Below are 16891 nucleotides of genomic sequence, written 5' to 3'. Positions count from 1 at the left end.
TTTTTATCAGGCTATGTAGCTCAGAAGGTTAGAGCGCAGCACTCATAACGCTGAGGTCATGGGTTCAATTCCCGTCATAGCCAAATAAATTTTTTATAATTGCTAGCAAAAACAATAATCACTATAATACGGGAGTGGCGAAATAGGTAGACGCACTAGATTTAGGTTCTAGCGCCGCAAGGTTTGCGAGTTCAAATCTCGCCTCCCGTATAATGTTATTAAATTTAATTTAAAAAACAAATATAAAAAAATTTTAAACAAATTGCTAACTTTAAATAATAAATTCAATTGACATTAATTTAATAAAGTTATAGTAATATTATTAAAAATTATTAAAAGATATAATTACAATACTAATATTGTCTAGTATTATTGTTTATAAATAAGTTAGTTAATTTGTCAATATAGTTTTAAAAATGGGGCATAGCCAAGCGGCAAGGCACCGGTTTTTGATACCGGCATCCCTGGTTCGAATCCAGGTGCCCCAGGTAATTAAATAAAAACAATTATAAATTTTTTAAATTTAATTAAATTTTTTTAGTATAATTTGTCATAAACTTTTAAATATCAATTGTATGAAACATATAAAAATATTATTTTATATATAAATATAAATCAAAAAACATAACTCAACCAAGTATAAATACTTTAATTTATTTGATTTTTAATCATATGAAGTTAAAAAATCTAAAAACAATTGTAGCTCAAGCAGTTATTGATTATATACCATCTGGTAGTATATTAGGAATAGGTACAGGAACTACTGTTTTAAAATTTATTAAAATACTAAGTAACGTTAAAAATTTAATAAATGGAACAGTATCAAGTTCTAAAATATCTACTTTGTATTTAAAAAAATATGGTATGAAAGTTTTTGATCTAAATAATATAAATCATTTACCATTGTATATTGATGGAGCAGATGCAATTAATAATAACATGGAGATGATTAAAGGAGGAGGCGGGGCTTTAACTGGAGAAAAAATTTTAGCAAACATTGCTGACAAATTTATTTGTATAATTGATCAAACTAAAATAGTTGAAATATTAGGAACTTCTTTCCCATTGCCTGTAGAAGTTATTCCTATGGCTAAATCGTATTTAATGCGAGAATTTATTAAACTAGGAGGAGTTCCTAAATATAGAAAAAATATTATTACAGATAATGGAAATATTATAATAGATATATATAATTTAAAAATATTAGATCCTATTAAAATGGAAAATGTAATAAATTCATTTCCTGGGGTTGTTACAGTAGGTTTATTTGCTTTAAGAAAAGCTGATATTATTTTAATTGGTACTAATCAAGGCGTAAAAATTATAAAAAATTAATTAATTAAAATTAATAATGTACTTTTTGAGTACATAATAATATTGTTTTTATAAATTTTAAATTAATAATTTTAGATATGTATTTAAAGTATTTTTGTAAATAAATGATAAAAATATATATTTTAATATACCATATTTTATGTTAAATATAAATACTATATATAAGCATATATATAATAAAAATTGAATTATATTTACAAAAAAAATTTTTACAATTTTATCGAATGTATTAAGTTGATTAATAATATTAAGATATTATATCTTAATTATATATTAAATATATAAAATATAGTATTATTAATAATAACATTATTTTATTTAAACACATTTTAAAATTAACTGTTAAATGTAAAAATTGTTTTTATATTTTTTAAAATTGTAAATATTTTTGTAATGTTTTATTATTGTTAATAATTTAAAATGATAATGTATTAAAATACATACATTGTATATTATATATACATAAAAATAAAAATATATATTTTTAAGTATAATATGAAATTACGTAAAACAAATGTATCATAACAAATAATTATTTATTTAATAATAAATGAATAAAAATATAGGTAAATTATACTTTATACAAGTATAAAATGGATATCCCTATAAACGAATTTTTTATTATATTTAATATATTAATAACTTTAATGACAAGTACATTTATTATATAATTAATTATATAAATAATAAGGTTAATATTAAATAATTAAATAATTTGTAGTATTTATTATTATTTAATATAATTGATCTGTAAATTCCATATTTTAAAATTTTTAAAAAAATAACTAAAAGTATTTTATAAATATAAAAATATATTTATTAATTTAATAATATACATATTACGGAAGTAATTTAAATAATTAAAAACGTTATCGTTATATGTTTTAAGAATAAAAAAATTATGTTACAATATATTAATTGTTGTTAATTAAAATAATTAAATTAAACTAATTATATTATATAGTTAATAAGAATATTGTTATATGTATCGAAAAAGAATTTATACATTACATATTTTTTAAAAAAATGAATATTTTTATTTAATTACAATCATTATTATTAATTTTTAACGTTAATATGTTTCATAATTTTTTTAAAAGTATAACATAAAACAAATTTTTTTAATAAATTGTTTTTATTTTGATATGTAATTTTTTAATAGTAATAAATATCTATACTATATTTAATTGTTTTAATCATTTTAAAATGTTATTTTAAAACTATTTATTTTTTAAAAAATTACTAATGTACGACATTTTATTAATATATAAAAATATGTTCATATTACATACATTATTAATGTAAAAAATTCAAAAATAAAGTTTATTTTTTATATTAATAGAATATATAATTATTAATAATAATTACACTATAAATGTGTATTTAAGTTTTTTTTAAATAATATAATAAAATTATACCTGTAACGTTAAATACAACTCTAATTTAATTAGACATTTTTTACATATATTGAAATATTTAATTTTATGTGTAGTTTTAGTTAATTATTAAATTAATTAAAACTAATTTATAATTTTATTATAAAAAAAATTTTTTATGAAAAATATTCAGTATATGTGTAATTATATATACTTAGCAATTATATTTATGCATTTTTTGAAAAAGGAAAGTTAATGACACAACATTTTTTTACATCAGAATCAGTATCTGAAGGTCATCCAGATAAAATTGCTGATCAAATTTCTGATGCTATTCTTGACGCTTTTCTTCAAAAAGATCCTTACGCTCATGTAGCATGTGAGACATATATAAAAATGGGGATGGTGCTAATAGGTGGAGAAATTACTAGTAATGCATTAATAGATATTGAAAAAATTGCACGATCTACTATACGAAACATTGGATATTTAGATTCTGAATCAGGATTTAACGCAAATACTTGTGCTATTATAACTGTTTTTGGAAAACAATCTCCTGATATTAATCAGGGCGTACAAAATTATAATCCTGCTAAACAAGGAGCGGGAGATCAAGGTATTATATTTGGATATGCTACTAATGAAACGAATGTTTTTATGCCAGCTCCTATAACGTATGCGCATAAATTAATGAAAAGACAATCCATATTACGAAAAAATAAAACATTAAAATGGCTAAGGCCTGATGCTAAAAGCCAAGTGACTGTCGAATATCAGGATAATAAAATATTAGGAATAGATACAATTGTTTTATCAACACAACATTCAGAAGAAGTTTCTCAAAAAGAAATAAGAGAATCAATTATAGAAGAAATTATAAAACCAGAAATACCAAAAAAATGGTTAACTGCTAAAACTAAGTTATTTATAAATCCTACAGGTAGATTTGTTATAGGAGGACCTATAGGTGATTGTGGTTTAACGGGTAGAAAGATTATTGTAGACACATATGGAGGAATGTCTCGTCATGGAGGTGGAGCTTTTTCTGGAAAAGACCCTTCTAAAGTAGATCGTTCAGCGGCTTATGCTGCTAGATATGTAGTTAAAAATATTGTAGCAGCAGGTTTTGCAGATAAATGTGAAATTCAATTGTCTTATGCTATAGGAGTATCACAACCTATTTCTATTATGGTAGATACTTTTGGTACAAGTAAAATTAAACATACGACATTAATTAATTTAATTAGGAAATGTTTTGATTTAAGTCCTTATGGAATAATTAAGATGTTAGATTTACTTAAACCTATTTATTTTGAAACATCTGTATATGGCCATTTTGGAAGGAATAATTTTTCATGGGAAAAAGTCGATAAAATAGATGAATTAAAAAATCAATTGAATTTTGTAAAATAAATAGACTTATATTATAAAAAGTATTTTTAAGGATATATATCTAAAATTTACGTTAAAAATTAATATATTTAAATTGTTTTTTTTAAAAAAAACAGTTACTACAATAATTATTGTTGTTTAAATGCATATTATTTATAACTGTTTTAATATTGTTAAGTTAATTCATTTTTTACATGTTTTTTGATTCTATTATTTTTTGTAACTTATGAGAATGTAAAAATTCTTTTATAAAAAAAGAACTTTTTAAATATTCGAACGGCTCTTGTAAATGTTTGTTAAAATATTGATTAGATAATTTTAAACCAAAATTTTTAAATCCTTCATACATTATATTGTTTAAAATATTTGCAGAATATGTTAAATGAGGATATCTTAAAAATTGTTGTAATTTAATACATGTGAATGTATATTGACCGTTGTGAAAAAATTTATCAAATATTTCAGATATTTTAAATAAATCTCTTAATATTAATTGTATAATTTTTGTTAGTAATATTTCTTTTTTATTAATTATCACTTGCAAGGAAGAATTTCTTCCTTGTACAGCAACTTTTTCCCAATTATTATGTATGGATCTTAATTCTGAATGATCAATATAAGGAGAATCTAAAATAGTACACCATATTAGAAATAAATCTAAGAATAATATTTGTTGTTTGGTAATACCTATAGATGAAAATGGGTTTACATCTAATGATCTAATTTCTACATATTCAATACCTCTATTTTCTAAAGCAATGATTGGAGATTCATTTAATATAATTTTTCTTTTAGGTCTTATTTGAGAATAAAATTCACTTTCTGTCTGCAATAAATTTGTATTAATTTGTTTAGGATTTTTTTGTACGTCATTAGTGCCAATTTTTACAAATTTTGGATAAGGTGTAGAAGTAGCGTATTTAATTTTTTTAATGTAATTTGATAAACAATTGTATTTTATACATAATTTATTACTTATAGAAGTATTATATCCTAAAGAACTTATACGTAACGAAGTTGCCCAAGGTAAATAAACACATTCTTTTTGTTTTGGAATGGTAATGAAAGAATATTTTTTTTTATTTTTTATCATACATGAAGAAATTACTGGAGAAGCTCCAAAAAAATATGGAATAACCCATCCAAATCTGTAATAATTTCTTATTAATCCAAGATATCCACTTGATATGACATCTTTGCTATTATCTACATGTGTAACATTCGTCCATGCTTTCCAAAAAGACCATGGTAACGAAAAATTGTAGTGGACTCCTGAAATTATATTTGTATAATAACCATATCTATTTTGTAAACCTTTTCTGTATAATGTTTTTTTTTGACCTATTTTAGATGTTCCATAACAAGCGATCCTAATAGGGTTATTATACGTGTTAAGATAAGGTAAACTTAAAGGCCACATAAGTTCTTGATTTAAATTTTTACATGCATAGCGATAAATATCTTTTAGTAACATTAATAACACATCAATATTTTTATTTGCAGGCGTAATAAACTCTAGTAAATTTTCAGAAAAATCTGTTGTAATCCATTTGTGAGTTAAAGGACTTCCCATACTTTTAGGGTGGTTTTTTATTGATTGTTCCCCATTTAAAGTTATACGTAAAGTTTCACGTTCCACTCCTCTCATAATATCTTTAAAAACATTTTTATGAGATTCTATCCATTTTAATTTTTTTGAGAAATTCGGGATCAATGAAGTTTCCTATATAAAATGTATTTAAAACAACTTATTTTTATAAAAATAATGCTATGAATTTGATACTTAAACAAATCTTATTAATTAAGTATTATATTGGTGTAGTTTCTATTTAAAATTTTTTAAAAATATACAAAATGTATTTATTAAATACTGAAAATACATTTTTTATGAATAAATGGTTTTATTAACATATTGTAACATATTTTATTTAAATTAAAAATCATTACTCATTAAAATATAATATTTATTATACTGCATCCGAAAGGATTTGAACCTTCGACCTCTCGGTTCGTAGCCGAGTGCTCTATCCTACTGAGCTACGGATGCAAAATACAATATTTTTTGTATAAATGAATGGTGAGAGAGGGATTCGAACCCTCGATGCAGTTATCTACATACTCCCTTAGCAGAGGAGCGCCTTCAACCACTCGGCCATCTCACCTGTATAGTGTTAATTATTAAGTAAAGGTATTTAACATTTTAATTTGAGTAATTTATTATTTTACGTTATTAAATAAATAAGTCAATAAAATTTAATAATTTGTTATTAATATGTTTTATATATTACAATGAAAAATAAGCATGATTACATTTATTTAATAAATAAAAAATCTTTTTTTTAATAAAGAGGCATATTTAATATGAAAAATTTTTATATGTTTAATAAATATATGAACTGCTATAGTTGACTATTTATATTTTTGAGTAATATTAATATTTATTATTTTTACTGAAACATTTTATGTGTATTTAATATTTCGTATATTTAACATACTTAACTAATTCTTTAAAATAACTTTGTATATTTATATATAATAATAACATTTATTATTAAATTAAATAAAAAACTTCGCCTTGCTAAGTTTTGAAGCAAGACGTAGTATTTACATTTTAATTGTTTTTTTCTTTTTTTTCTGCTTGGATTCGTTCATATATTTCTTCTCTATGAACAGAAATGTTTTTAGGAGCATTAACTCCAATACGTACTTGATTACCTTTAATACCAAGTACTGTTACAGTCACTTCATCTCCGATGACAAGAGTTTCTCCGATGCGACGAGTCAAAATGAGCATCATATATTCCTTTTAACGTTAAATATATAAATTTTTTAGTAAAAAAATTAATTAAAATTGCCATAAAATTGAATATGTTGTAAACCAACATATTATTAATATTATTAAATGTTTTTTATAAAAAATAAAAATTTTTATATTTACAATTTAGATTGTATCCATAGTTTTATTTTTATTAAAAACTTATTTATATTTTTTATAATCCCTTCCCCTCCTCCTTCTGCTTTTTCAACTGTGCCTCCGCCTTTTCCTTGATTATTTTTTATTAATAAATTTACTAATTTAATTGCTTGTATTTTTTTACTTAATTCTTTAGTACAATTTGCAATAATAGAAAAATTTTTGTTATTTGTGCTAATTAATACAATTATTGACAATTTTAATTTATTTTTTAATTCATTGGTTAAATTTCTAATTGATTTGATATCTTTGTCTTTTAACACATATATTAACGCTTTTGTTTTTTTTATAAAAATTATTTTTTTTTGTAATTTATTTAGTAATTTAAAGTTATTTTCTTTTTCTATGGTTAATATTTTATTTTTTAGAGTGTTTGTATGGTTAATTAACATCTGTACATTTTTTTTTAAATGTATTATGTTAGTTTTTAGAAGGGATGCAATAGTATTTAATTGTTGTTCTTGTTCTTGTATTTTCTTCAATGCAAATAAACCTGTATTAGCTTCTACTCTATAAATTCCTGATGATATTTTGTTAAGCTTAGGATTAATTTTAAATAATCCAATTTCTCCGCTATTAAAAGTATGTGTACCTCCACACAATTCATGTGAAAAATTGCTAATTGACACAACTCGTACAGTATTAGTTTCTTTATATTTTTCATAAAATAAACTTATTATTTTTTTTTCTAAGGCTTCGTTTAAAGACATTTCTTGAGTATAAACGGGAATATTTTGCTGTATTTTATAATTTACTAATGTTTCAATTTTATATAACGTTTCTAATAAAATAGGTTGGTTATAAGAAAAATCAAATCTTAAACGAGTATCATCAATAAAAGATCCTTTTTGTACAATATGAGGTCCTAAAATTTTTTTTAATGCAGCATGTAATAAATGTGTAGCTGTATGATTTGATTGAATTAATAATCTTCTATTCAAATTTGCTTTAGATATTAATTTGTCATGGATTAATATTTCCCCTTTAATTAATTTTCCTTCATGATAAATAGTATTTATATATTTTTTTGAATTAATAACTTTGAAGTGAACATCTTGATTATATAATATACCATTATCCCCTACTTGTCCTCCAGACTCTCCATATAATGATGTTTGATCTAGTACTATAATGCCTAATTCTCCACAAATTAATTTATTAGATAATTTTTGATTTTTATAAATAGCTTGTACATTACCAGATATTTCTTTTAACGTATATCCTTTAAATATTGAATGATAATTAGTAACAAAATAATTGTTATCATGTATAATAAAATTATTATGAGATGTACTTCTTTTTTTTTGTTTCTTCATTTCTTTTTTAAAACCAACGATATCTGTTTTAATATTTTTTTCTTGGCAAATATCTTGAACTAAATCAATAGGAAATCCAAATGTATCATGTAAATAAAATATTTTTTTTCCATTAAGTGTTCCATTTTTTATATTTTTTATATTTAATTGCAGTTGTTTTAATCCTTTTTCCAAAGTATTTGAAAAATTGATCTCTTCGGTTTTAATAATATTTTGTATTTTATTTTGGTTAATTTTTAACGTTGTAGCATAATGACCCATTGATTGAATTAAGCTGGGAATTAATTTATATAAAAATGGTTTATTAATATTTAATTTAAGTCCATGTTGGGCTGCTCTGCGAATAATTTTTCTTAATACATAACCTCTTTTTTCATTAGAAGGTAACACATTTTCTAAAATTATGAATGCAGATGATCTAATATGATCAGAAATTATTCGTACTGATTTAATGTTTGGGTTATTAATATTTGTTAAACTTAAAATTTTTTGAATCAAAATTTGAAATAAATCAATTTCGTAATTTGAATTCACTTTTTGTATAACAGAAGCTATACGTTCTAAACCCATGCCTGTATCTACTGACAAATTAGTAAGAGGTATCAGAGATTTATTTTGAATTCGATTAAATTGTATAAAAACGATATTCCAAATTTCAATAAATTCACTAGTAATAATTTCAGATGTAATTAATTTTTTAGTGTCATTAATATTATGATTTGGGTTAAAGAAAATTTCAGTAGACGGTCCACAAGGTCCAGTTTGTCCCATTTGCCAAAAATTATCGCAATCATTTTCAAAATTTTTGGATTTTCCTATTTTTATAATAGCATGTTGGGGAATTTTTATAAGATTTAGCCATAATTTATAAGTTTCATCATCATTATTATGAACTGTTACTATTAATTTGCTTTTATCTAAGTTAAACCATTTAGAACTAGTAAGTAATTCCCATGCATATATAATAGATTTTTTTTTGAAATAGTCTCCGAAACTAAAATTGCCTAACATTTCAAAAAAAGTATGATGGTATGGAGTTTTTCCTACATTGTCTAAATCATTGTGTTTGCCACCAGTTCTTAAACAATTTTGTGACGTTACTATTCTCAATGTATCAGTAGTTGTTTTTCCTAAAAAGATATTTTTAAATTGATTCATACCTGCATTAGTGAATAATAATGTAGAGTCATTAGCAGGAATTAGAGAGCTACCTTGTACAATTTTATGTTTTTTCTGAACAAAAAAATTTAAAAACATATCACGTATTTCATTAGTTGTTTTTTTCATATATTTATGTAACATTTTTAATGTTAAATTTTTAAAAATTAATAAAATTTTTTGTTTTTTTTAAAATATTATTTTAGAATAATATGTTTTAAAATTATATTTTTTTATATATTATTATTATTTAAATTGTTTTTAAAATATATAAAAAAATAGCAACATTTATAAAATATAATTAATTTGAAAATTCATTTTTTTATTTTAATTAATGTAATTTCAACATATATATTATAATATAAATATATTATTAAATGTTAAATAATTGTTTTTATTATTTTAATAATTTATTGATTAATGAATTAATTTCATTATTTTATTATTTTTTTATTCATAAAATATATAAAAAAATTAATAGTTAATTTATTTAAAAATTATTTTTTAAATACATGTTTGATATCTAAAATGTTATTTTAATAATTTTTACAAGGAATATTTATTAGTATTTAAATGTTATTAATTAGTGTATTAAAATATAAAATAATAAATTCAGTAACAACGTTACTGTATTATATATAAATTAAATTTAAATTTATTTAATTTGTTATAATAATATTTGTAAAAACAATATTAAAAATATACAATATTTATTGTTATTTTAATTTAATTAAATATTTAAACATGTGCTAATGATGTTTAAAATATAAATAATTTTTTTAATTATTTAATTATTGAAAATTGTTATTATAAAAACATAGATTCAAAAAAATTATTTAACAAATAAAATTGTTTATTTTGATACTTAAAAAAATATGTTTTTGTGTACTATAAACATAGTACACAAAATAATAATTTTTGTAAGTTTATTAATATATATTTTTAATTTCATAAAATATTTAAATCATAAGTATACATACTAAATATAGTCATCTTTAAATAAATTAAGTAATACATAAATGAAATCAATAATGTTTAAAATAAAATTATTTTTTTTGAAAAGATATAAGATACGATTAGACCAAGCTTTAAAAATTTTATTACCAAAATATTCTAGATCATTATTAAAAATTTGGATTTTAAATAATAGAGTATTTATCGATGGAGTAGTAGTAAATAAACCTAATTTATTTTTTAAAGGAGATACTTTAACTATTTATCCTATAAAAGAAACGATTCCTTGGACACCCGAAAAAATTGATTTAAATATCATTTATGAAGATGAGCATTTGTTAATAATTAATAAACCTTCTGGATTAGTTGTGCATCCAGGTGCTGGAAATTTAAACGGAACATTATTAAATGGGTTACTCTATAGAATACAAGAAAACATTAATATACCTAGAGCAGGTATAATTCATAGATTAGATAAAAATACTACAGGGTTACTAGTAATAGCTAAAAATATAGATTCTTATCAATATTTAATAAAAGAGTTAAAGTACAGAAGAATTATTAGAGAATATTATGCTCTTGTGCGAGGAAATTTACTTTTTGATGATAAAATTTCGAAACCAATTGCTAGGCATCCAGTTAATCGTATTAAAATGACCGTTAATCTCCTAGGCAAAAATGCTGTTACTCATTATAATATAATTAAACAATTTAAAAAATTTACTTATTTAAAAATTCGTTTAGAAACCGGACGAACACATCAAATTCGAGTACATATGGCTTGGATTAATCATCCAATCATAGGAGATCCTATATATTTAGGGAAATATAGTAATAAAGTTTTTGTGACAGACAATAATGTTGTAAAGAATTTTTCTAGACAAGCTTTACATGCTTCTACTATTCAGTTAATTCATCCATTAACTAACAAATTAATGAAATGGAATGTTCCCATACCTAATGATATGCAATGTTTAATTCAGTCTATAATATAATGTAATTACAAAACGTATCCTGATATTTTTTAAAATTGTCATATTATATATTATATATATTTAAAATATTTTTGAAAATTTATTTAAAAACATATGAAAAAATACTTTTGAACTATTTTAACAATTTATAAAATACATAACATAGTGTTTTGTATATAAGGTGTATACAAATTATAGTGTTAAGTTTTAAATTTAAAATACTTAAATTAATATAGTTTTAGTGACAATAATTGATTTCACTGATACAATAAATTTACTTATTTTTTTTAAAATTACTTATATTAATTTTATGTATAAAATACAATATTTAATATAAAAAACATACAAAAATTTTTTATACGGTGTATTAAATTTTAATACAAATAATTAATGTAATAAATATAAAATATTATTATTAAGTGAATAATTTAAAAGATATTTATTTAGCAATAATGCTTTACATTATTTTTTAAAAACATTAAACACATTTTATATGTTTATAAGATATATGAGCAGCAACAGATTATTTGTATTGACCACTAATATAAAAAAACAAATTATTGAACAACCTTTACGAAAATTAGTAAAACAATCAATCAAAAATTATTTATCAGAAATTGAAAACAAAAATATTAATAATTTATACAAAATTTTATTATCAGAAATAGAACAACCATTATTAGATTTAATCATGCAATTTACTAGAGGTAATCAAACGCAAGCTGCTTTAATAATGGGTATTAATAGAGGAACATTGCGTAAAAAATTAAAAATGTATGGTATGAATTAAAAAAATTTTTAATAAACGTCGTTTTTTTGTTTACACTTTTTCTACTTCTTTGAAAAAGTGTAAATAAATTATGAATTTCATTTTTTACATAATATAGAAAAATATAGAAAGTTTAGTTTAAAAAGATGATCTTAATAAAGATCATGATATAAATTATTCAATTGATATTAATTTATTTGATTATTTTTTATGTATATTTCTTTTAGAAAATATTATTTATATTTTATGTAATAATTAGTTATCCACATTTATAAGTCTATTTATTGCTGTTTTTAAAGCCCAAGAATATCCTTCTTCACCTAATCCACAAATGATTCCATTCGAAATATCTGAAAACCAAGAATGTGATCTAAATGTTTCTCTAGAATAAATGTTAGAAATGTGTATTTCTATAAAAGGAATTTTAACAGCTAGTAAGGCATCTCTTAAAGCAATACTAGTATGTGTAAATGCTGCAGGGTTAAATAAAATATAATGTATAATATGTTTTGATTGGTGTACTTTATTAATTAAGCTTGATTCGGAATTAGATTGAAAGTGTTCTAATTCTATTTTATATTTTTTAGCTATTTTAACTAATTGTTGTACAATTTGAGTAAGGTTTTTTTTACCATAAATATCTGATTCCCTTGTTCCTAATAAATTTAAGTTGGGACCATTTAATACAAGTATTTTTATTTTTTTATTCACTATTTACGTCTCTTTAACAAATGTTCATTTGATATATAATGTAAATATATATTTTCAAATTTTTATTTAAATTTCATTTTCAAAACTAGATAAACTAATATGTAGAGCTTTACTGTTTATACAACGTATTTAAACTATACCATAAATTACAGATAAAAATATATCTATGTTCATAATTGTAAATCATTGAATATTTTTTTTTTTTAAATCATAATAACAACTATATATTTTATAAAATATACATTTTTTATATAAGAGAATTTTTATAATGTTAGAATTAGTTACTGATCAATTACTTACTTGCAACAAAATAAATTATAATAATCTTGAAAATGTTTTAAGTCAATTATATCTAAAAAAAATAAATTATGCTGATATTTATTTTCAATCTATTGTTAACGAATCTTGGAAATTAGAAAAAAAGATTGTAAAAGAAGGAAGTTATTTTTTAGATGAAGGTATAGGTGTAAGAGTTATTTCTGGAACTTCTACAGGGTTTTCTTTTTCTGATATTATTACTCTAAATGAGTTAAATAAAAACATAATGATAGTGCAAGACGTTTTTCCTGAATTCAGAAATAAAAATTCAAAAAAGTTGTTTAAAGTAAAAAATAATTTAATATATGAATCTACAAATCCTTTGAATATGTTTAGTCTTCAAGAAAAAATAGATATTTTATTTACTATAGATAAAATAGCTAGGTCATACGATAATAGAGTGACAGAAGTATATGCTACTTTAAATGGAAAATATGAACAAATATTAATTGCGTCCACAGATGGAATTTTAGCAGCTGATGTTCGTCCTTTAGTACAGGTATCAATTAACGTTATAGTAGAACAAAATAGTAAAATAGAAAGTGGACACAGTGGAGGTGGTGGACGAACAGGATATAACTTTTTTACTACAAAAAACAATTTAGGATCTATTTTAATAGAACAAATTACACAAGAAGCTGTTCGAACAGCTTTAGTTAATTTATCGGCAAAAGAAGCTCCTTCAGGTTTATTACCTGTAGTTTTAGGACCAGGGTGGCCTGGTGTTTTACTACACGAAGCTGTTGGACATGGTTTGGAAGGTGATTTTAATAGAAAAGGTACATCTATTTTTAGTAATAAGATAGGTAACAAAGTTGCTTCTAATTTATGTACAGTGGTAGATGATGGTACTATTACTGCTCGAAGAGGCTCTTTAAATATTGATGATGAGGGGACTCCAACACAATATAATGTATTAATTGAAAAAGGCATATTAAAAAGTTATCTTCAAGATAAGTTTAATGCAAATTTAATGAATACAACATCTACTGGAAATGCACGTAGAGAATCTTACAGTCATTTACCCATGCCTCGTATGACAAATACTTATATGCTACCTGGTATAAATAATCCTAAAGAAATTATAGAAAGTGTAGATCGAGGATTATACGCTTCTAATTTTTCAGGAGGGCAAGTGGATATTACTTCTGGAAATTTTGTGTTTTCTACCTCAGAGGCATACTTAATAAAAAATGGAAAGATTACGTATCCAGTTAAAAACGCTATGTTAATTGGTTCAGGGATTGATGTGATGAATAACATTTCTATGGTAGGTAATGATCTATTACTTGACAATGGTATTGGAATTTGTGTAAAAGAAGGACAAAGTATTCCTGTTGGTGTAGGACAGCCTACTATTAAAATAGATTGTTTAACTGTAGGCGGTACTTCTTAAAAAATTTTAGAATAAGTTTTAATATAATTTAAATTTTAAAAATATTTTTTTATCATGCAGTTATAACAATATATAATATTACTGCATGATTTATTGTTTGCCAATAAAGTAATATTAATTATTATAAAAAAATTTAATTATTTCAAATGACATACACGTTCTTTAATTCGAGCTGATTTTCCAGTTAAAGAACGCAAATAATATAATTTAGATTTCCTTACATTTCCGTGCCGTTTAATTAAAATATTTTCTATTATCGGAGAGTGGGTCTGAAATACTCGCTCTATTCCTTCATGATTAGATATTCTTCTAACTACAAATGAAGATCTCAGTCCTTTATTTTTAATAGCGATTACTATTCCTTCAAAAGATTGAATACGTTTTTTTGATCCTTCAATGATCCAAACTTTTACTTCTATAGTATCACCTGACTTAAACTTTGGTAATTTAAGTTTAATTTGTTTTTTTTCAAATGTATTAATTATATTTTTCATAAAAATTCCATATTTTTACATAGTGACGCAAGAAATCTGTTCATTTCTAACATTTTTTTTTAAACGTTTTTAGCATTTTTTTTTGTTCTTCTGTTAGAACAATTTTTTTTAACAAATCAGGTCTTTTTATCCATGTTGCTCTTAATGATTCTTGCTTTTTCCAATTACATATGTCGGAATGGTTACCTGATAATAAAATTTTTGGAACTTGCATGCCGTTAATATTTCTCGGTCTAGTGTACTGAGGATGATCAAGTAATCCATTGTAAAAAGAATCTTCCTGTGCTGATTTTTTGGTACCTAATACTCCAGGTATAAATCTTGACAAAGCATCAATTAATATCATAGCTGGAAGTTCTCCACCACTAACAATATAATCACCTATAGACCATTCTTCATCAATTTCACTGTGAATTAATCGTTCATCAATACCTTTATATCGGCCACAAACTAAAATTAGTTTAGAATACTTAGTTAACTGTATAATATTATTATTATTTAATTTTTTACCTTGAGGTGATAAGTAAAGTACCTTAGCTTGATTTTTAAAAAAAATTTTTGCTTGTTGAATAGCATTGTATAAAGGTATCATGTTCATTATCATTCCATATCCTCCTCCATAAGGTTTATCATCAACTTTTTTGTGTTTATTAAAACAATAATCACGAGGATTCCAATAATGAATATTAATTATTTTTTTCTTGATAGCTTTTCCAGTTACTCCATAATTAGTAATTGATTGAAACATTTCTGGAAAGATACTTATAACGCTAATATGAAGTGTAGGATACTGAACGTTTTTATATGAGTTAAAATTTTTCAAAGAAAATTTTCCAAATTAACTTGAATAATTTTTTTATAAATATCTACTTTTTTTATAAAAGTGTTAATAATAAAAGGTATAAGTATTTCTTTTTGCTTAAATTGATATTGGTTTATATTTTTAATTATTAATATATCGTTAGATGGAGTGGAAATTATTTTATTTACGTATCCTAGTATTGAGCGATCATAATTTATAACACAACAATTTTGAATATCTTTCCAATAATATTGATTTTTTTTTAACTTAGGTAATGTTTGCATATCAATTAAAATTTTACATTTAGCAAAACGTTCTGCTTCAGATCTGTTTGTAACATTACTTATTTTAATTAAAAAATTTTTTTTATATGTTTTCCAATTTTTTACATGAATTACAAATTTATTATTATTTATAATATGGTACCAAGGAAAATAATTAAAAATGTTTAATTTTATTGTAGTATAAGAATATAATTTTAACCATCCTAGTATACCGTAAGGGTTAGTTATAATACCTACTAATAACATTTTTTGATTAATATTTTTGTTACTATTTTTTATTAAGTTCATTAGTATTGTTTGTTTTTTTATTCTTTTTTATTAGAAATAATATTCTACTAGAAATAATTGCTCCTTTTTTAACCCAGTAATCAATTTTAGCGTGATTAATTTCTAAATATTTTGTGTGCTTAGAAACTATAGGATTAAAAAAACCAATTTTTTCCAAAAATCTCCCATTTCTTGGAAATCTGCTATCTGTTGCTACTATTTGATAAAAAGGTTTTTTTTTGGTTCCATGTCTAGCTAGTCTAATTTTTACCATAATATTTGTTTATATTTTATTAATTATTAGTTGTATTATAAATATAAATGTAAAAAAGTAAAATTGTTTTTTTAATTTATATATATAATTAAGGTTA

Annotated in this window: 13 protein-coding genes and 5 tRNA genes; 8 read left to right on the top strand and 10 right to left on the bottom strand. The window is 22.1% G+C overall.

All coding sequences use genetic code 11. The annotated features are described in order from the left end of the window. Nucleotides 1–9: 9 nt before the first annotated feature. The 5 genes from BUCNMO_RS01695 to metK all read left to right on the top strand — a co-directional run bounded on the left by BUCNMO_RS01695 (nt 10) and on the right by metK (nt 4124). A tRNA-Met gene (locus BUCNMO_RS01695) sits at nt 10–83 on the top strand. Nucleotides 84–128: 45 nt separating this feature from the next. Next, nucleotides 129–210 (top strand) — tRNA-Leu (locus tag BUCNMO_RS01690). A 207-nt stretch (nt 211–417) separates the two neighbouring features. After that, a tRNA-Gln gene (locus BUCNMO_RS01685) sits at nt 418–488 on the top strand. Nucleotides 489–672: 184 nt separating this feature from the next. Continuing rightward, nucleotides 673–1335, top strand: a complete 663-nt coding sequence (rpiA, locus tag BUCNMO_RS01680; protein ID WP_158345022.1) for a ribose-5-phosphate isomerase RpiA — start codon at nt 673–675, stop codon at nt 1333–1335. Nucleotides 1336–2966: 1631 nt separating this feature from the next. Then, a complete protein-coding gene (gene metK / locus BUCNMO_RS01675) occupies nt 2967–4124 on the top strand; it encodes a methionine adenosyltransferase (protein ID WP_158345020.1) in 1158 nt (385 codons plus the stop codon). Nucleotides 4125–4293: 169 nt separating this feature from the next. On the opposite strand, the gene gshA is transcribed toward metK, so the two are convergent. From gshA to alaS, 5 genes are all read right to left on the bottom strand, one after another. Continuing rightward, entirely contained in the window at nt 4294–5817 is a 1524-nt protein-coding gene (gene gshA / locus BUCNMO_RS01670) for a glutamate--cysteine ligase (protein WP_158345018.1), read from the bottom strand. 259 nt (nt 5818–6076) lie between these two features. Beyond that, nucleotides 6077–6150, bottom strand: a tRNA-Arg gene (locus tag BUCNMO_RS01665). 28 nt (nt 6151–6178) lie between these two features. Beyond that, nucleotides 6179–6265: transfer RNA gene (locus BUCNMO_RS01660), tRNA-Ser, on the bottom strand. 449 nt (nt 6266–6714) lie between these two features. Next, a complete protein-coding gene (gene csrA, locus BUCNMO_RS01655; RefSeq protein WP_158345282.1) occupies nt 6715–6897 on the bottom strand; it encodes a carbon storage regulator CsrA in 183 nt (60 codons plus the stop codon). 140 nt (nt 6898–7037) lie between these two features. Then, entirely contained in the window at nt 7038–9680 is a 2643-nt protein-coding gene (gene alaS / locus BUCNMO_RS01650) for an alanine--tRNA ligase (RefSeq protein ID WP_160118323.1), read from the bottom strand. Nucleotides 9681–10582: 902 nt separating this feature from the next. Between alaS and rluD the strand changes: the two genes are divergently transcribed. Further along, nucleotides 10583–11500 carry a 23S rRNA pseudouridine(1911/1915/1917) synthase RluD gene (gene rluD, locus BUCNMO_RS01645; RefSeq protein ID WP_232037625.1) on the top strand — a complete coding sequence of 306 codons (918 nt, stop codon included), beginning with the start codon at nt 10583–10585 and terminating at the stop codon, nt 11498–11500. A gap of 472 nt (nt 11501–11972) precedes the next feature. After that, a complete protein-coding gene (gene fis / locus BUCNMO_RS01640) occupies nt 11973–12269 on the top strand; it encodes a DNA-binding transcriptional regulator Fis (RefSeq protein ID WP_158345013.1) in 297 nt (98 codons plus the stop codon). A 234-nt stretch (nt 12270–12503) separates the two neighbouring features. Here fis and aroQ read toward each other — a convergent pair whose 3' ends face one another. Continuing rightward, entirely contained in the window at nt 12504–12959 is a 456-nt protein-coding gene (aroQ, locus tag BUCNMO_RS01635; RefSeq protein ID WP_158345012.1) for a type II 3-dehydroquinate dehydratase, read from the bottom strand. A 265-nt stretch (nt 12960–13224) separates the two neighbouring features. On the opposite strand from aroQ, the gene tldD reads away from it, so the two are divergent. Beyond that, complete coding sequence (tldD, locus tag BUCNMO_RS01630) at nt 13225–14673, top strand: metalloprotease TldD (protein WP_158345010.1); 1449 nt, start codon at nt 13225–13227, stop codon at nt 14671–14673. 137 nt (nt 14674–14810) lie between these two features. Here tldD and rplS read toward each other — a convergent pair whose 3' ends face one another. Genes rplS through rpsP form a run of 4 tightly spaced genes read right to left on the bottom strand, consistent with a single transcriptional unit; the run spans nt 14811 to nt 16794 of the window. Then, on the bottom strand, nt 14811–15167 hold the full coding sequence (gene rplS / locus BUCNMO_RS01625) for a 50S ribosomal protein L19 (RefSeq protein WP_158345008.1): 357 nt from the start codon (nt 15165–15167) through the stop codon (nt 14811–14813). Between the two features lie 46 nt (nt 15168–15213). Continuing rightward, complete coding sequence (trmD, locus tag BUCNMO_RS01620) at nt 15214–15990, bottom strand: tRNA (guanosine(37)-N1)-methyltransferase TrmD (protein ID WP_269472450.1); 777 nt, start codon at nt 15988–15990, stop codon at nt 15214–15216. Continuing rightward, entirely contained in the window at nt 15987–16541 is a 555-nt protein-coding gene (rimM, locus tag BUCNMO_RS01615) for a ribosome maturation factor RimM (RefSeq protein ID WP_158345006.1), read from the bottom strand. The genes trmD and rimM overlap by 4 nt, the downstream gene beginning before the upstream one ends. Continuing rightward, entirely contained in the window at nt 16522–16794 is a 273-nt protein-coding gene (rpsP, locus tag BUCNMO_RS01610; protein ID WP_158345004.1) for a 30S ribosomal protein S16, read from the bottom strand. The genes rimM and rpsP overlap by 20 nt, the downstream gene beginning before the upstream one ends. Nucleotides 16795–16891 lie beyond the last annotated feature (97 nt).

This window comes from Buchnera aphidicola (Nipponaphis monzeni) (assembly GCF_006741185.1).
In the GTDB taxonomy this organism is placed as follows: domain Bacteria; phylum Pseudomonadota; class Gammaproteobacteria; order Enterobacterales; family Enterobacteriaceae; genus Buchnera_H; species Buchnera_H aphidicola_T.
The sequence above is the reverse complement of the archived record's forward strand: the minus strand, read 5'-3'. Positions and strand labels throughout refer to the sequence as shown.